At 72.2% G+C, this 17,504-nt stretch carries 10 protein-coding genes; 6 read left to right on the top strand and 4 right to left on the bottom strand.

The window, feature by feature from the left end; translation table 11 throughout:
* Positions 1-11: 11 nt before the first annotated feature.
* From Aut01nite_RS36815 to Aut01nite_RS36800, 4 genes are all read left to right on the top strand, one after another.
* Positions 12-2,972 (top strand): glycine--tRNA ligase, encoded by a 2,961-nt coding sequence (locus Aut01nite_RS36815; RefSeq protein WP_043529003.1) that lies wholly within the window; start codon positions 12-14, stop codon positions 2,970-2,972.
* A gap of 32 nt (positions 2,973-3,004) precedes the next feature.
* Positions 3,005-5,743, top strand: a complete 2,739-nt coding sequence (locus Aut01nite_RS36810; protein ID WP_043529005.1) for a DUF6493 family protein — start codon at positions 3,005-3,007, stop codon at positions 5,741-5,743.
* Between the two features lie 9 nt (positions 5,744-5,752).
* Positions 5,753-8,680 (top strand): DUF7824 domain-containing protein, encoded by a 2,928-nt coding sequence (locus tag Aut01nite_RS44525; RefSeq protein ID WP_204037883.1) that lies wholly within the window; start codon positions 5,753-5,755, stop codon positions 8,678-8,680.
* Positions 8,681-9,040: 360 nt separating this feature from the next.
* On the top strand, positions 9,041-10,138 hold the full coding sequence (locus Aut01nite_RS36800; RefSeq protein ID WP_043529034.1) for a glycerophosphodiester phosphodiesterase: 1,098 nt from the start codon (positions 9,041-9,043) through the stop codon (positions 10,136-10,138).
* Between the two features lie 517 nt (positions 10,139-10,655).
* Here Aut01nite_RS36800 and Aut01nite_RS36795 read toward each other — a convergent pair.
* The 4 genes from Aut01nite_RS36795 to Aut01nite_RS36780 form a co-directional block, all read right to left on the bottom strand.
* Positions 10,656-10,964 (bottom strand): hypothetical protein, encoded by a 309-nt coding sequence (locus Aut01nite_RS36795; protein WP_043529007.1) that lies wholly within the window; start codon positions 10,962-10,964, stop codon positions 10,656-10,658.
* 13 nt (positions 10,965-10,977) lie between these two features.
* Positions 10,978-12,210 (bottom strand): inorganic phosphate transporter, encoded by a 1,233-nt coding sequence (locus Aut01nite_RS36790; RefSeq protein ID WP_043529008.1) that lies wholly within the window; start codon positions 12,208-12,210, stop codon positions 10,978-10,980.
* Between the two features lie 202 nt (positions 12,211-12,412).
* Positions 12,413-13,708, bottom strand: coding sequence for an aspartate aminotransferase family protein (locus Aut01nite_RS36785; protein ID WP_043529010.1), 1,296 nt, complete (start codon positions 13,706-13,708; stop codon positions 12,413-12,415).
* Positions 13,705-15,051, bottom strand: coding sequence for an aminotransferase class I/II-fold pyridoxal phosphate-dependent enzyme (locus tag Aut01nite_RS36780; RefSeq protein ID WP_043529011.1), 1,347 nt, complete (start codon positions 15,049-15,051; stop codon positions 13,705-13,707). Before Aut01nite_RS36780 ends, Aut01nite_RS36785 begins: the two co-directional genes overlap by 4 nt.
* Before the next feature lie 201 nt (positions 15,052-15,252).
* Here Aut01nite_RS36780 and Aut01nite_RS36775 point away from each other — a divergent pair, with 201 nt between their 5' ends.
* Both Aut01nite_RS36775 and hydA read left to right on the top strand, forming a co-directional pair.
* Positions 15,253-16,095 carry a nitrilase-related carbon-nitrogen hydrolase gene (locus Aut01nite_RS36775; protein WP_043529013.1) on the top strand — a complete coding sequence of 281 codons (843 nt, stop codon included), beginning with the start codon at positions 15,253-15,255 and terminating at the stop codon, positions 16,093-16,095.
* Positions 16,092-17,495: a dihydropyrimidinase gene (gene hydA, locus Aut01nite_RS36770; protein WP_043529014.1), complete on the top strand. Its 1,404-nt coding sequence runs from the start codon at positions 16,092-16,094 to the stop codon at positions 17,493-17,495. Before Aut01nite_RS36775 ends, hydA begins: the two co-directional genes overlap by 4 nt.
* Positions 17,496-17,504: the final 9 nt, after the last annotated feature.

The following is a 17,504-nucleotide window of genomic DNA, read 5'->3' as shown; positions in this document are numbered from 1 at the left end:
ACTTCGGTCCCATGCTCACCATGCAGGACGCACTGGCCCGGCTGACCGCGTACTGGACGGATCAGGGGTGCCTGATCGTCCAGCCGATGAACACCGAGGTCGGCGCGGGAACCCTGAACCCGGCCACGTTCCTGCGGGTCCTGGGCCCGGAGCCGTGGCGTGTCGTCTACCCCGAGCCGTCGGTGCGCCCGGACGACTCCCGGTACGGCGAGAACCCCAACCGGCTGCAGACCCACACCCAGCTCCAGGTGATCCTCAAACCCGACCCGGGCAACCCGCAGGAGCTCTACCTCGGCAGCCTCGCGGCGATCGGCATCGACGTGACCGCCCACGACGTCCGGTTCGTCGAGGACAACTGGGCCTCCCCCGCCCTCGGCGCCTGGGGTCTGGGCTGGGAGGTCTGGCTGGACGGGCTGGAGATCACCCAGTTCACCTATTTCCAGCAGGCCGGTGGCCTCAACCTCGATCCGGTCAGCGTGGAGATCACGTACGGCATCGAGCGGATCATCATGGCGCTGCAGGACAAGACCCACTTCAAGGAGATCGAGTACTCCCCCGGGGTCAGTTACGGCGAGGTCTTCGGCCAGTCCGAGTACGAGATGTCGCGCTATTACCTCGACGACGCCGACATCGACGCCAACCGGCGGCTGCTGGAGATCTACGCCGCCGAGGCGCAGCGCATGATCGACGCCGGGCTGCCGGTGCCGGCCCACTCCTACGTCCTGAAGTGCTCGCAGGCCTTCAACGTGCTCGACTCCCGCGGCGCGGTCTCCACCGCCGACCGGGCCGCCGAGTTCGCCCGGATGCGGCGCCTGGCCGGGGAGGTCGCCCGGCTCTGGGTCGACCGCCGCACCGAACTCGGCCTGCCACTCGGCACGATCACCCCGCCCGACGCCGCCCGGCCCGCCGCCGCGGTGCAGACCGGCGACGGCGAGCGCACCCTGGTCTTCGAGATCGGCACCGAGGAACTGCCGCCGAGTGAGCTGCGCTCCGCCCGCGAACAGGTGAGACGGCTGCTCACCGACGGGCTGGCGGCCACCCGGCTGAGCCACGGCGAGGTGCGGGTCTTCGGCACGCCGCGCCGGCTCATCGCCGTCGTCACGGCCGTCGCGGCCCGCGAGAGCGACCACGTCCGCACGGTCAAGGGCCCCAAGAGGCAGGCGGCGTACGGCGGGGACGGCGCTCCCACCAAGGCCCTGGAAGGATTCCTCCGGGGGCAGGGCGTCACGATCGACCGGGCCGAGATCGAGGACGTGAACGGCGTACCCCACGTGGTCGTCCGGAAGCACGAAGCGGGACGCGCGGCGCCCACCGTGCTCGCCGCCGTGCTCGCGCAGGTCGTGACCGGGCTGCGGGCCGCCAAGAACATGCGGTGGAACGACCCGAAGCTCGCCTTCAGCCGCCCGCTGCGGTGGCTGACCGCGCTCTGGGGCGACGACGTCGTGCCGGTGGCCGTCTCGACGCTCGCCGCCGGCCGCCGCACCCGGCTGCTGCGCACCGCCGTGCCGCCGCACGCCGACATCGACGCGGCCGAGACCTTCCTCGAGACGCTCGGCGTCAACGGGATCGTCGCCGACCACGCCGACCGCCGGGAGCTGATCGTCATCGGGGCGCAGGACCTCGTCTACCCGGACGGGCGGATCGACGTCACGGGCGAGGCCGCGCTCATCGACCAGATCACCGACCTGGTCGAACAGCCGCTGCCGTTGCTCGGCACCTTCGACGAGAGCTATCTGTCGCTGCCGGACGCGGTGCTGACCACGGTGATGCGCAAACACCAGCGTTACCTGCCGGTGCGGGACGCGGACGGGGCGCTGCTGCCCATGTTCGTCACGGTGGCGAACGGGCCGGTCGACGTGGAGCTGGTGCGCGCGGGCAACGAGGCGGTGCTGCGGGCCCGTTACGAGGACGCGGCGTTCTTCTACCGCGCGGACCTCGAGACCCCGCTCGCGGAGATGAGATCCCATCTCAATCGCCTCACCTTCACCGACAGACTCGGGTCGATGGCCGACCGCGCCGACCGGATCGCCAACCTGGCTCTGACCGTGGCGGACCGGCAAAAAATTGGCACACCCGTTCTAAACAGGGCCGCCGAGCTGCTGAAATTCGACCTCGGATCGCAGCTCGTCACGGAGATGACCAGCCTGGCCGGGGTGATGGCGCGCGACTACGCGCTGCACGCCGGCGAGGACCGGGCGGTGGCGCAGGCCGTCTACGAGGCGGAACTGCCCCGCAACACCGGTGACGCGCTGCCGTCGTCGGCCGCCGGCGCGGTGCTGTCGCTGGCCGACCGGCTCGACCTGGTCACCGGGCTCGCCGCGACGGTCGGGCTGCCGACCGGGTCGAGCGACCCCTTCGCGGTACGGCGAGCCGTGCTCGGACTGCTCGCGGTGCACCGGGCCACCCCCGCGCTCGCCGGGTTCTCCCTGGCCGACGGGCTGGAGCTGGCGGCCGCCGCCCAGCCGGTGCCGGTCTCCCCCGAGGTCCTCGCGGCGTGCTCGGAGTTCCTGACCAGACGCCTCGAGCAGGTGCTCACCGAGGAGGGGCATCCGGTCGACCGGGTACGCGCGGTGCTGCCGCACGCCGCCCGGCCCGCCCTCGCCGACGGTCTGCTGGCCCGGCTCGGCACGGCCGTCACCGATCCGGGCTTCCTGGCGGTGGCCGCGGCGATCCAGCGGGCCCGGCGGATCGTCCCGGCGGACACCCCCGCCGGCTACGACCCGTCCGTCCTCAAGGAGCCCGCCGAGCTGGCCCTGCACGCCGCCGTCACGGCCGTGACGGTTCCGTCCGAACCGGACCTGGAGAGCTTCGTGACCGCCACCCGGCCGCTCGTCGAACCGGTCGGGACGTTCTTCGACGAGGTCTTCGTGATGGCCGACGACCCGGTGCTGCGGGCGGCACGGCTCGGACTGCTCGCCACCGTCCGTGATCTCGGGGAGGGGCTGCTGGACTGGGCGCATCTGCGGCTCTGAGAATCGTCGTACCCCGGCTCTAGGGTGTCGGCATGTCACTGAGCTGGGATGCGCTCGACGGGCCCATCGGCAAGGGCGACAGCGAGGCGGTCACCGCCGTTCTGCTCTCCGCGAGCGAGGCCGGCCGCCTCGCCTTCGCCCCGGCCGTGGCCGCCCGCATCCGGGTGGAGCAGGCCAGAGGGACGCTGTCGGCCCGCCGTCCCGCCGACATGCTCGCGCTCCTGGTGATCGGGTGCAGTCCCGACGCGGAGCAGGCCGCCGCCCTGCTCAGCCACGGTGACATGCGCGACTGGACCTGGATCCCCACCAGCCGGTTCCTGGAGATCGCCCGGAGCCGGCGGCTGACCTGGACCGCCGACCTGGGGGCGCGGCTCGCGGCCACCGTCGGCCCCGAGGGCCTGGGGGCGGGCGAGTGGCGGCTGGTCAGCTCGCTGCTCGCCGACGGTGACGTCCCGCCGCCGGTGACCGAGGGGATCGTCCGCTCCTGGCTCACCGGAGCGCTCCGCGACACCGGCGATCTGGCCGCCGTCCCCCATCTCGACCTGATGCTCCCCGCGGTGTTCGAGATCGACGGCATGGCCGCCGACCTCGCCGACGCCGGGCCGGAGTTTCTCGACGCCGTCGCCGGGCTCGCCGCCGGGGGTCGGCTGGAGCGGGCGGCGCTTCTCGCCATGACGGTCGACCGGCTCGTGCGTGGTGGCCGGCCGGCATGGCTGCGCCCGTTCGTCACGCTGCACGACCGGCTGGCGCCGAGCCCGGCGGAGATCGCCGCCCACGCCGCCGGTCATGTGCGCCTGATCGGTGCGGCGCCGCCGGTCGTCGCCGGTCTGGCGCAGCGGGCGCTGCGCAGCGCCGACAGGGCCGGGCTGCTCCCCCGGGAGACGCTGCTCGAAGCCGCTGCGGCAGTCCTGACCCGGCCGGAGAAGACGCTGGTCAGAGCTCAACTGAGCTGGCTCGGGCGGGTGGCCCGCCGGGACCCGGCCCGGGCCGGGAAGGTCGCCGCGGCGGTCGGGGCGGCCTTCGGGCATCCGGCGCTGGACGTGCAGGAGCAGGCTCTCACCCTGATCAGCGGGCATCTCCCCGCCCTGGACACGGCGGCACGGGCCGGGCTCGCCGCGGCGTCGCCGGCGCTGGCGGACGTCCTGCAGCCACGTGCGGCCGCGATGTTCGCCACGCCGGCCGTGCCCCCGCCCGAAGACGAAGCGCCGGCTCGCGTTTCACCGGTTGCTCCTTCACCGGCTTCTCCGGCTTCTCCTATTTCTTTGGCTTCTCCGGTGGCCGAGATGCCGCCGGCCGTCGCCAGTGCCGGGGAGCTCGGCGAGGAGGTCGTGGCGCTGCTGCACGCCGAGACCGCCGTCCGGTGGGAGCGCATCCTCGACGGGCTGGCCCGGTTGCCGGCAGAGGGCGACACCAGTGCGCTGCGGGCGGTGCTCCGCCAGGTCCTCCACCGGCATCGACAGCACTTCGGCGACCGGCGCCTGGTGCGGCTCTCGTTCCTCGGGGAGGCGATCCGGGCAGTCGCCGGCCACCAGCCACAGCCCGGGATCCAGCGGCATCTGAGCTCCATGATGGAGGCCTGCGCCGGTGGGCGCCCGGACCTCACCACGCCCGACGAGGTGCTCACGTCACGGATCGCCGAACTGGCGCTGCGCCTGCCCGGCGGACCCCTGCCGGGCCTGCTCGCCACCCCGACACACGTCACCGGATCGATCGCAGCGGACGTGCTGGTCTCCCGGATCGCCCGCGCGGAGGCCTCGGACCCGCGGTGGGCACCGTGGCCGTTCGACGTCGAGCAAGCCCTGCTGCGGGTCTCCCCCACCGACGATCCGGCGATCCTGGCGCGGGCCTCGGCACTGGCCTCGGCGGCGGGCCGACGGCTCGCCCGGTGGCTGCGCGACGGCGGTCCGCCCTCGCCGGTCAGCAGCCGTCACGAGCAGACCACCACCGACGAGGGGCGGGACATCGGCCGCCGCGTCGTGGCGAACCTGCGCCCCGGCGACGGCGCCGGCTCCCGAACGCCTCTGGCGACCGCGGTGTTCACCCTCGAACAGCCGTCACGGCCCTACGACGACCCGTGGCGCATCCCCTTCGACGGGGAGATCCTCGCCATGGTGACGCCCCATCACCGGGAAGCGGCCGCGGCCTGGCTCCTCCCGGTCCTGGCCGGGCTGGGCGGACCCGGCGGCGGCGACTCGGCGCTGCTACCGATCCTGGCCGAGGGATCCGGTCCGGCCGGACCGGCCATGGCACTCGCCGTGGCGTACGGTCTCGGCGCCCGCCGGACCGCCGACCGGGCCGCGGGAGTGGACGCGTTCCTGCTGCTCGCCGCCGGGTCGGAGCCGTTCGCCGCCGCGCTCGGCGCCGAACTGGGCGACCTCTGCGGCGACGGGACGGTGCGGCTCTCCCGGGTCGTCACGGCGCTCGGCGACGCGCACACGGCGGGCGCCTCCGCGGCCGTGTGGGAGGTCCTGACGGCCATGCTGCCCCCGCTCCTGGTGACCGCGCCACGCGGCCTGGCGGATCTGCTGGAGCTCGCCGCCGGCGTGGTGGGCGCCATCGGCACGGCCGGTGGCGTCCCGGGCCGGATCCCCGGGCTGGCCGCCGTCGCCACCCGGGGCGGCGGGTCCCGCTTCGTCCGCGAGGCGCGGCGCCTGCACATCGCCCTCGCGGAGGCGGCCGGTCGCGCCGGCGGACGCACCGATGCGGCCCCGGCCCGCCCCGCCACCGGATCGCCTTTCCACGGCGGCGAAGATGTCGTACCCGGGCCCTAGGGTGTCGGCATGTTGATCGATGAGGCGGTGTTCGATCGCTACATGCGCGACAGCGACGGCGCGGCGCTCACCGCCGGCCTGCTCGCCATGGACGAGCGCGCCCGGGTGGCGCTCTGCACCGATCTGGGCGCCCGGATCAAGCAGGGCGTCCGGTGGTGGCGGGACAGATATGTCGCGACCGAGTTCTACGGGCTCGCGGTGATCGCCTGCGCGCCGTCCGCGGCCCGGGCCGCCACGATGCTCCTGCACCGGGAGATGCGCGACTGGGACGAGATCCCCGTCGGGCATTTCCTGGAGATCGCCCGGGCCCGTGGCCTGAGCTGGGTCGGCGACCTCGGGGTGCGGCTCGCCCGCCGCATCCCGGCCGGCGGTGTCCTCGGCTCCGGCGACTGGCGGTTCGTCGCGGCCCTGCTGGCGGAGGGCAAGACCGATCCGCCGGTGACCGAGGGGGTCGTGCGGAGCTGGCTGACCGCTGTGCACAGTCATCCGGCCGGCCCGCTCACCGACCGGCTGCGCGGGGAGCCGTTCCTCGATCTCCTCCTGCCTCCGGTGTTCGAGATCGACGGCCTGGGGACGGAGTTCGGCCAGGGCGCCTGGACCGACGGCGGGTGGGATCCGGCGCCGCGGTTCCCCGGCGCGGTGGCGGAGCTCGTCGCCGAGGGCCGGCTCGACCGGGAGCGGATCCTCGGGGCGACCGTCGACCGGCTGGCCCGCGGTGATCGTCCGGTGCATCTCCGGCCGTTCGTCATGCTGCACGCCGCGCTGCGGCCCACGGTCACCGAGCTGGCCGCCCACACCCCGGGTTACGCACGGATGCTGTCCGAGGCGCCGTCGACGGTGGCCACGCTCGCCCAGCAATCGCTGCGCGCCGTCGACGAGGCCGGGCTGCTGGAGCTGGTGACCCTGCTGGAGGCTTCCGGGCCGGCCCTGGCGCGTCGGGAGAAGACCGTCGTCAAGGCTCAGCTCACCTGGCTGGACCGGGTGGCCCGGCGGACGCCGGAGCGGGCCGGGGAGATCCTGGTGCCGGTCACCGAGGCCCTGCACCACCCGGCGATCGAGATTCAGGAGCGGGCACTGACCGTCATCAGCCGGCATCTGCCGCACGTCGCGGCGGGATCCGCCGAGCACGCGCGGATCGCGGCGGCGGCCGTCGCGATGCCCGGTGCTCAAGGCGCGCGGGCCGCGGCGATGTTCGGTGTGGCTCCGGCCGCCGGGCCACCCGTCGTGGCGGCGCTGGCCCCGGCCCCACCGGCCGCGCCGATGCCCCCGCCGATCCGCAGCCCCGGTGAGCTCGCCGAAGAGGTGTCCACCCTCGTGCACGACGAGACCGCGGTGCGCTGGGAACGGGTTCTCGACGGGCTGGTCACCCTGGCGCGGTCCGGGCTCGGCGAGACGCTCGGCCCGGTGCTCGACCGGTACCCCGGCCGTTTCCACAACTCGTGGGGGCGCATGGCGTTCCTCGGCGCGGCGATCAGGGCTGCCGCCGGGCAGGAGCCCGACCTCGTCATGAGCGAGCGGCTGCGGGCCGCCACCCACGGCCCGTTGTCGGCGCACCTGCACACACCGACCGCGGTTCTCAGCCTCCGGGTCGCCGAGATCGCCGCCGGCCTGGCCGAGACGCCGACGCCGGCGCTGCTCGCCACACCCACCCACGTCACCGGCAGCCTCGACGCCCACGTGCTGGTCGACCGGCTCGCCGGACTGGAAACGACCGGGCGCCCGCCGTTGCCGCTGGACTTCCAGCAGGCGCTGCTCCGGGTGCGGCGCACCACGGATCCCGCCACGCTGGCCCGCGCCGAGGCCCTCACCTCGCCGGCGGGCCGGCAGCTCGCGGCCTGGCTGCGGTCCGGAGGGCTGCCCGACCCGGTCAGCACCCGCTTCGAGCAGTGCACCCGAGACCGCGACGGCAACGTGGTCGTCCGCCGGGTCGTGGCGAACCTGGAGTCCGCCCGCACCGACGACGACCGGATCGTCCTCGAGGACGCGCTGGTGTCGCTCACCAGGCGGTCACGGCCCGACTATCAGGCCTCTTACGCCGAAGTGCCCGACGTGCTCGCCATGATGGTGCCGCATCATCGGGAGATCGCCGCCGCCTGGGCGCTGCCCGGCATCGCCGCCCTCGCCGACCAGGACGATTCCGACGCCTCCCTGCTTCCGCTGCTCGCCGAGGCGGCGGGCCCGATCGGGCCGGCGATGACGACCGCTCTGGCGTACGGGTTCGGCGCCCGCCACCAGAACGACCGTGCCGCCGCCGTCGACGCCTTCCTCCTCCTCGCCGCCACAGCCTGGCCACCGGCCCCCACCCCCGAGAAACCAGCCACCGGAGACCAGCCGGCCGCCACCGGGCAATCGGCCGACACCAGACAGCCGGCCACCACCGGGCAATCGGCCGACACCAGACAGCCGGCCACCACCGGGCTGTCGGCCGCCACCACCGAGCCGGCGGCCGCGAAGCGGTCCCGATCCGCCGCGCACGAACCCTTCTCGCCCGCTCCGGAGCCGCAGGTCACCGGGGACACCGCTCAAGGGTTCGCGAGCGGGGTCGGGGCCGAACTGGGCGATCTCTGTTCGGACGGGACGGTGAAACTCAGCCGGGTCGTGCCCGCGCTGAACGACGCGTTCGAGGCGGGCGCCGCCGTCGCGGTCTGGGAGACGCTCCGGGCCGCCCTTCCACCGCTGCTGCAGTCGTCGCCACCGAACCTGCCGGCCGCAGCACCGAACCTGCCGACCGCATCACCAAGCCGGCCGGCCTCAGCACGGGTGCTGCCGGCCTCGCCGCGGAACCTGCCGGATCTGCTGGAGCTGGCCACCCGGGTGGCCAGCGCGACCGGGACGCGCGACGACATCCCGGGGCTGGCGGCGGTCGTGGCGCGCGGCGGCGGTTCACGCCTTGTCCGTGAGGCGAAGCGGCTGCACACAACCCTCGCCCCCGGATGAGCGGCCCGAGTTCACAACCCGGACCGCCGGATGAGCGGCACGACCCCACAACCCGAACCACCCGATGAACGACGCGACCCCACGTCCCGGACCGTCGGATGAGCGGCACGACTTCACAGCCTGGACGTCCGGATGCCCGACGCGCGCCACGACCCCGACCGGTGGATGAGTGGTGGGGACCCTGGGTGGCTCCGATCCGCAGTGGACTTGGGCAGGGGATAGCGGAAGGGTCGGGTGGGAGATTGATCCGTCGTTCAAGGGCGCGCCATGAGTTCGTCGCCCGGCCGACGGATCGATCACGTCGACTCTGACCGGAGATCCGGCGAGGAACGCCGGTGTCGAGGACCTGTGGAGGACAACGTGGCAGATCGCCGTCAGGTGCTGCGCTTCGGGGCGGTCGCCGCCGCCGCTCCGGCGCTGGCCGGGGCCGTTTCCGCGCCCGCGTGGGCCGGTGCGCACGGCGGTGGCAGGAGCCGGCCGCTCGTGGTGGGTCACCGCGGCGCCTCCGGTTACCGGCCGGAGCACACCCTCGCGTCGTACGAGCTGGCCGCGCGCATGGGCGCCGACTACATCGAGCCGGACCTGGTCATCACGAAGGACGGCGTCCTGGTCTGCCGGCACGAGCCGGAGATCGGCGGGACCACCGACGTCGCGTCGCGGCCCGAGTTCGCGGGCCGGAAGCGGACCGTCGTGCTGGACGGGGTGAGCGTGACCGGCTGGTGGACGCAGGACTTCACCCTGGCCGAGCTGAAGACGCTGCGGGCGGTCGAGCGGATCCCGGCGATCCGGCAGCAGAACACGATCTACGACGGCTACTTCGAGGTGCCGACCTTCCAGGAGGTGCTGGATCTGCGCAAGCGGCTCTCCAAGGAACTGGACCGGGAGCTGGGGGTCTTCCCGGAGACCAAGCACCCGACCTTCTTCCAGCGTATCGGCCTGGGGCTGGAGAAACCGCTGGTCCGGACGCTGCGCCGCAACGGCCTGGACAGGCGGGGCGCGAAGGTCTTCATCCAGTCGTTCGAGGCGGCGAACCTGCGCACCCTCGCCGGCGAGCACCGGGTGGAGGTGCCGCTGGTGTTCCTGACCAGCGCGTCGGGGAACCCGTTCAACGACCCGCGGTCGTACGCGGACTATCTGACGCCGGCGGGGCTCAAGGAGCTGTCCGGGTTCGCCGACGGGCTCGGCCCGGAGAAGAACCAGATCATCCCGCGGAAGGCGGACGGCACCCTGGGCACGCCGACCCGCCTGGTCGCTGACGCGCACGCGGCCGGGCTGAAGGTGATCCCGTACACCTTCCGGGCGGAGAACTCGTTCCTGCCGGCCGAATTGCGGGTCGGCACGGATGTGGCGGCCTACGGCAAGTCGATCGACGAGCAGGTGACGTTCCTGCGCACCGGCATCGACGGCCTGTTCACCGACAACCCCGACATCGGCGTCCTGGCCCGCACCCTCGTCTGACGCCACGAACGGGACGCCGAGTCCTCTCTCCCGCGATCTTGGACGATAGACCACCGGAAACGGCGGGAAATCGTCCAAGATCGCGAACGGAGCCGGCGGGTGAGCCGTCCTGCCGAGGGCTTGACGTGAGCGCGGAGGAACCCGGGCACCAGCGACAAGATCGGCAGAGCGCGGGAAGAGTGGGCGGCTGCCTGCCCGGCGGGGACGCTTCAGCCCCGATGGCTACGCGGCGGCCCAGCACGGCACTTTGGCCCAGCACGGCACTTTGGCCCGGCGGCTACACGGTGGCCCGGCAGGACCGCCCGCCAAGCGTGATGGGCGTGCGAGGAAGCGGCGGGCGTACAACGAAGCGGTGGGCGTACGAAAAAGCGGTGGGCGTACGAGGAAGCCGTAGGCGTACGAGGAAGCCGTAGGCGTACGAGCGAAGGGTCTTGAAGTTGGGCGAAGGCCCCGGCATCGCCTGCGGTTCCAGGATCGGCGAGGCGCCGGGGCCTTTCGCGTCACTTCGCGACGGGCGTCACTTCGCGACGAGGGTGGGTACCACGTTCGAGAAGTCGAGCTTGTAGCCGAAGCCGCTGGCCACGATGAACGTGAGGCCGAGCAGCACGCCGATGATCACGACGGCGAAGAGGGTGTAGCCGAGCGCCGTGCCGGCCGGCCTGCGTGCACCGGCGGTGACTCCGGTCTCGTCGACGGCGACCGAGCCGGCGCCCCACGCCAGCGAGCGGATGCCGAGGGCGAAGAGGATCGGCAGGCCGGCGCCGAGGGCGAGGCCGGCGAGCAGGACCTGCCACGCCCCGTCGAGCGCGAATCCGAGGTTGTGCATGCTGCGCCGTCCTTCAGTGAGCCGCGGCGGGGACGGGGGTGCTGGATCCGGCGGCCGCAGGAGCGGCGCCGTCCCAGTCGTCGTTGACGTTCTCGTGATCGACCTTGCCGGTGCGGGACTTGAGGTACATCGCCCCGGAGGCGAGGACCAGCAGGGTGAAGACGACGAGGGCGCCGGCGGTGCCGCCGACGGTGTCGCCGATGTACCACATCGCGGCGCCGACCAGGCCGGCCGCGGGCAGGGTGATCAGCCAGGCCAGGACCATGCGGCCGGCGACGGCCCAGCGGACCTTGGCGCCGGGACGGCCGAGGCCGGATCCGATCACCGAGCCGGTGGCCACGTGGGTGGTGGAGAGCGCGAAGCCGAGGTGGCTGGAGGCGAGGATGACGGCGGCGGCGCCGGACTGCGCGGCGGTGCCCTGCGGCGGGTTGATGTCGGTGATGCCCTTGCCGAGGGTGCGGATGATGCGCCAGCCGCCGAGGTAGGTCCCGAGCGCGATGGCGACGGCGGCGGAGACCTTGACCCAGAGCGGGATGTTCTCGGTGTCGCCCCAGTGGCCGCTGGCGATCAGCGCGAGGGTGATCACGCCCATGGTCTTCTGCGCGTCGTTGGTGCCGTGGGCGAGGGAGACGAGGGAGGCGCTGCCGATCTGGCCCCAGCGGAAGCCCTGCTCGGTGAAGCGGGCCGCGACCCCGGTCGTGATCTTGAAGATGACCCAGGTGCCGACGGCGGCCACCGCGCCGGCGATGACCGGGGAGATGACGGCGGGGAGCAGGACCTTGCCGACGACGCCGTCGAGTTTCGAGCCGTCGCCGTTCCAGTTGACACCGGCCACGCCGAGACCTGCCAGGGTGGCCCCGACCAGGCCGCCGAAGAGCGCGTGGGAGGAACTGGACGGCAGGCCGAGCAACCAGGTCAGCAGGTTCCAGACGATGCCACCGACCAGGCCGGCCAGGATGATCAGCAACAGGGCGCTGCCGCCGTCGGCGAGGAGTTCCGCCTTGGGGGCGCCGCTCTTGTCCTGGATCTTGACGACGGCGTTGGTGACGGTCAGCGCGACTTCCACCGAGAGGAAGGCGCCGACCAGGTTCAGCACACCGGACAGGGCGACGGCGGTCTTGGGCCGTAGCGCCTTGGTGGCGATGGAGGTCGCCATCGCGTTGGCGGTGTCATGGAACCCGTTGGTGAAATCGAAGGCCAGGGCCGTGATGACCACCAGCGCCAAGATCACGGATGTTTCTGTCACGCGGTGATCGTGACCGAGTTGCCGGGCCGCTGCCATAGGCCGAACGGGACGTGTACAAGTTTCCGCCTCCGTTAACCGGCCGTTTTCCCAAAAAGAACACGCCGCAACCAAATGATTACGGCGTGCTACTCAAGCGTACGGCGAATGAACTTTGCCTTAGCCGCACCGGGGTGATAGAACCCCTAAGACGGACATACCGGATTCAGGTGATTCTGAGCTCCGCGTCGGCTGCGGCGATGGCTCCGGCGAGGATCGCCAGACCCTCACGCGCCTCCTCCACGGTCAGCGTCAGGGCCGGGCCGAGCCGCAGCACGTTGCCGTGCAACCCACCCTTGCCGACCAGCAGCCCGCCCTCCCGGCACAGATCGAAGACGCGCGCGGTGACCGCCGGGTCCGGCTCGGTGGTGCCGGGACGGACGAACTCGAGGCCGATCATCAGGCCCCGGCCACGGACGGCGGCGAGGATGTCGTACGACAACTCCCGCAACCCCCGCAGCAGGATCGCCCCGACCGTCCGCGCGTTCCCCTGCAGGTCGTGGTCGAGCACGTAGTCGAGCACCGCATTCCCGGCCGCCGCGCTGACCGGGTTGCCGCCGAAGGTGGAGAAGCTGATCGCCGGCACCGCGTTCATCACCGGGGCCCGGCCGACCACCCCGCCGAGGGCGAACCCGTTCCCGATCCCCTTCGCGAAGGTGACCAGGTCCGGCGTGACCCCGTGCGCCTCGTACCCCCAGAAGTGGTCTCCGGTCCGTCCCCACCCGGTCTGCACCTCGTCGGCGATGAGCAGGATGCCGTTCTCGGCGAGGACCTTCTGGTACGCCCCGAGCAGCCCGTCCGGGCCGTGCACGAACCCGCCCACCCCCTGGATCGGCTCCGCGATCAGCGCGGCCACGTCCCCGGCGGTGACCGTGGCGAGCACCTCCCGCAGGTCGTCGACGGCCGCGTCGATCACGTCCGCGTCGGTGAGCCGGGCCATCCGGCCGCGCAGCCGGTCGGCCGACGCCAGCCAGTTGACCGTGAACGGGCTGAGCGAGCTCGACGACCAGGTCCGGTGCCCGGTGATCGCCATCGTGCCGAACGACCGGCCGTGATAGCTGTTCTTGATCGCCAGGATCTGGTTGGAGCGGCGCACGTTCGTCGCCATCAGCAGCGCGGTCTCGTTGGCCTCGGTGCCGGAGTTGGTGAAGAACACCCGCGCGTCCGGGATCCCGGAGAGCCGGGCGATCTTCTCGGCCAGCTCGACCTGCTGCCGGATCAGGTAGAGCGTCGAGGTGTGCGCGACGCCGGTGCCGATCTGGCGGCGGACCGCGTCGCTGATCTCGGCGATGTCGTACCCGATCATGGTGGTCAGCACGCCGCCGAAGAAGTCCAGGTAGGTGCGCCCGGTGGCGTCGGTGACCCGCCGCCCGCTGCCGGAGACGATCTCCAGCGCGTCGTCGCCGTAGTAGACGGGCATCCAGGTCGGCATCACCGCCCGGTGTCGGTCCAGAAGACTCATCTCACCACTCCGTTCCGAAAGGCGAAGACGGCCGCCGCGAGCACGTCGGCCAGGTCGTCGTGGCCGCCGTCGACCAGGCCCGCGGTGATCCGCAGGTGGTCGGCGGCGAGCGGGGACACGCAGAACGGCGCTCCGGGCGCGGCGGCGATGCCGTGGGCGGCGAGCGCGACCAGGGCGCTCTGCTGGTCGGGCACCTCCATCCAGAGGTTTATCCCGTCGTCGGCGGTGGCGGTCACCCCACGCTCGCGCAGGGCGGCCACCAGCGTGGACCGGCGGGCCGCGTACACCGACCGGGCCTCGGCGACCCGGGCGACCGCCGCCGGATCGGTGAGCAGGTCGAGCAGCACGCTCTGCAGCAGCCGGCTGGACCAGCCCGGCCCGAGCAGCCGCCGGTCGGCGACCGCGTCGAGCACGTGCGCGGGCCCGCCGACCGCCGCGAGCCGCAGGTCGGGGCCGTGGCTCTTGGAGAAGCCGGCCACGTGCACGGTGCGGTCGGGCAGGTAGCGGCCGAGGCTGACCGGCGGCGCGGTGGCGATGTCCCCGGCGTGTTCGTCCTCGACGACGAGCAGGTGCGGCACCGGGAGCAGGATCTCCGCCAGTTGCGCGGCCCGGGCGGCGTCCATGCCGGCGCCGGTCGGGTTGTGCGCCCGCGGCTGCAGGAACAGCGCGACCGCCCGGTACTCCCGGACGGCGCGCCGCAGTTCCTCGGGCACGATGCCGGCGGAGTCCACCGGCACCCCGACGACGGTGGCGCCGACGGCCTGCAGCAGGTCGAGCAGCGGCGGGAAGGCGGGGTTCTCCACGAGCACGTGGTCGCCGTAGCGCAGCGCGGCGCCGGCCACCCGGTCCAGCGCGTCCATCGCGCCGTCGACCACGGTCAGCTTCTCCGCGGGGTACGGCCACCGCTCCCGCAGCACCGCCTCCAGGTCGGGCAGCACCGGGGCGTCGAGATAGCTGCCGGCCCACCGCCCGTCCCCGGCCCGCCGTAACGCCGCGCTGAGGTCGGGCAGCAGCAGCGGGTCGGGCACGCCGGTCGACAGGTCGGTCGGCAGGTTCACCCGTGTCCCGCGGAGTTGCGCGTACCGGAGCCGTTCGCGCGGCGGCAGTGGTCCGGCCACGAAGGTCCCGGACCGCCCGCGGGTCCGGATGGCCCCGGCCAGGATCAGGTTGCGCCAGGCCTCGCTGACGGTGGTCGGGCTGACGCCGAGCCCGCCGGCGACCACCCGGACGGTGGGCAGCCGCGCTCCGGCGGGGAGCCGGCCGGACGTGATCAGGCGGCTCACGGCGGCCGCGATGCCCCTGGCGCTTCTGTCCTGAACCGCCCCGGTGATCAGGTTGAGCAAATTATCGTCTCCGAAACATTCCGTAACGTACGGGCAATTGTTCGCCTCAATCTGTGTCGTTAGTGTCCTACGGCATCCGGCGCTTTCCGGCAAGCCCTGGCGCAGGACCCTTAACGAGGAGTAAACACACGATCACAGGCGTTCCGCACCCTGCCTGATAAAGATCAAGCGTGCGAAGAGATCAAAAAGAGAGGGGCCGCAATGACGACCGGAGTCGTCCGCGCCGCCCTCGTCCAGACCACTTGGACGGGCGACAAGGAATCGATGATCAAGGCGCACGAGGATTACGCTCGTGAGGCCGCCGCCCAGGGCGCGAAGGTGATCTGCTTCCAGGAGCTCTTCTACGGGCCGTACTTCTGCCAGGTTCAGGACGCCGCCTACTACGAGTACGCCGAGAGCATCCCCGGCCCGACCACCGAACGTTTCCAGGCGCTCGCCGCCGAACTCGGAATGGTCATGGTCCTGCCGATGTACGAGCAGGAGCAGCCCGGCGTCCTCTACAACACCGCGGCCGTGGTCGACGCCGACGGCGAATACCTCGGTAAATATCGCAAGAACCACATCCCGCAGGTGAAGGGGTTCTGGGAGAAGTTCTACTTCCGTCCCGGAAATCTGGGCTATCCGGTTTTCGACACCGCGGTCGGCAAGGTCGGCGTCTACATCTGTTACGACAGGCATTTCCCCGAGGGCTGGCGCGCGCTCGGCCTGAACGGCGCCCAGATCGTGTTCAACCCGTCGGCCACCAGCCGCGGTCTCTCCTCCTATCTGTGGCAGCTGGAGCAGCCGGCCGGCGCGGTCGCGAACGAGTACTTCATCGGCGCGATCAACCGGGTCGGCGTCGAGGAGCTCGGCGACAACGACTTCTACGGGCAGACGTACTTCGTCGACCCGGAAGGGAGGTTCGTCGGCGACGTGGCGGACACCCACCACCCCGAGCTGGTGATCCGGGACCTGGATCTGAGCCTGCTCGGCACGGTCCGCGACCGGTGGCAGTTCTACCGCGACCGCCGCCCGGACAGCTACGACGGGCTGGTGGCGCCGTGAGCCCGCTCCTCGTCAAGGGCGGGACCGTCGTCGGCCCGACCGGGCCGAACCCGGCGGACGTGCTGATCGAAGGCGAGACGATCGCCGCGATCTACGCGCCCGGCCGGGCCCCCGCGATCGACCACACCATCGACGCCACCGGGAAGTACGTCATCCCGGGTGCCGTCGACGCCCACACCCACATGGAACTGCCCTTCGGCGGCACCCACGCCAGCGACACCTTCGACACCGGCACCCGGGCGGCGGCGATCGGCGGTACCACCACGATCATCGACTTCGCGGTGCAGCGGACCGGCGAGGTGGTCCAGGACGGGCTGGCGGCCTGGCACGGCAAGGCCGCGGGCAACTGTCACATCGACTACGCCTTCCACATGATCCTCGGCGGGGTCGACGACGAGTCGCTCAAGGCCATGGACCAACTGGTGGCCACCGAGGGCATCTCCAGTTTCAAGCTGTTCATGGCGTACCCCGGCGTCTTCTACTCCGACGACGGGCAGATCCTGCGGGCGATGCAGAAGGCCCGCGACAACGGCGCCATGATCATGATGCACGCGGAGAACGGCCCGGCCATCGACGTGCTGGTCAAGCAGGCCCTGGAACGCGGCGAGACGGACCCGGTCCACCACGGCCTGACCCGCCCGCAGGAACTGGAGGCGGAGGCCACCAGCCGGGCGATCTGGCTGGCGAGCGTCGCCGCCGACTGTCCGCTGTACATCGTGCACCTGAGCGCGTCCAAGGCCCTCGAACAGGTCGCGGAGGCCCGGAACCGCGGGCGGAACGTCTTCGCCGAGACCTGCCCGCAGTACCTCTACCTGACCCTGGAGGACCAGCTCGGCGCCCCCGGTTTCGAGGGCGCCAAGTGGGTCTGCTCGACACCGCTGCGCAGCAAGCACGAGACGCACCGGGCCGACCTGTGGCAGGGCCTGCGCACCGACGACCTGTCGGTGGTGTCGACCGACCACTGCCCGTTCTGCTTCAAGGACCAGAAGGAGCTCGGCCTCGGCGACTTCTCGAGGATCCCGAACGGGATCGGCAGCGTCGAGCACCGGGTGGACCTGCTCTATCAGGGCGTCGTCGACCGGAAGCTGTCGCTGGGCCGCTGGGTGGAGACGATCGCGACGACCCCGGCGCGGATGTTCGGCCTCTACCCGCGCAAGGGGATCATCGCCCCCGGCTCGGACGCCGACATCGTCCTCTACGACCCGAACGGGCGCACCCGGATCAGCGCGGCGACGCATCACATGAACATGGACCACTCCGCCTGGGAGGGCTGGGAGATCGACGGGAGGGTCGACACGGTCATCGCCCGAGGCGAGGTCATCGCGTCCGGCGGCGAGTACACCGGGCGGGCCGGCCGCGGCCGGTACCTCAAACGCGGCCTCAGCGACTACCTGATCTAGAGAGGGGTG

It is taken from the genome of Actinoplanes utahensis, from assembly GCF_016862455.1.
Lineage (GTDB): Bacteria > Actinomycetota > Actinomycetes > Mycobacteriales > Micromonosporaceae > Actinoplanes > Actinoplanes utahensis.
Note: the sequence above shows the minus strand (reverse complement) of the source record. Positions and strands in the feature narration are given on the sequence as shown.

Coding starts and splice junctions, on each gene's coding strand:
- Aut01nite_RS36795 (WP_043529007.1), bottom strand. CDS start 10,964: ATGCACAACCTCGGATTCGCGCTCGACGGGGCGTGGCAGGTCCTGCTC.
- Aut01nite_RS36810 (WP_043529005.1), top strand. CDS start 3,005: ATGTCACTGAGCTGGGATGCGCTCGACGGGCCCATCGGCAAGGGCGAC.
- Aut01nite_RS36775 (WP_043529013.1), top strand. CDS start 15,253: ATGACGACCGGAGTCGTCCGCGCCGCCCTCGTCCAGACCACTTGGACG.
- Aut01nite_RS36815 (WP_043529003.1), top strand. CDS start 12: ATGCTCACCATGCAGGACGCACTGGCCCGGCTGACCGCGTACTGGACG.
- Aut01nite_RS36785 (WP_043529010.1), bottom strand. CDS start 13,708: ATGAGTCTTCTGGACCGACACCGGGCGGTGATGCCGACCTGGATGCCC.
- Aut01nite_RS44525 (WP_204037883.1), top strand. CDS start 5,753: ATGTTGATCGATGAGGCGGTGTTCGATCGCTACATGCGCGACAGCGAC.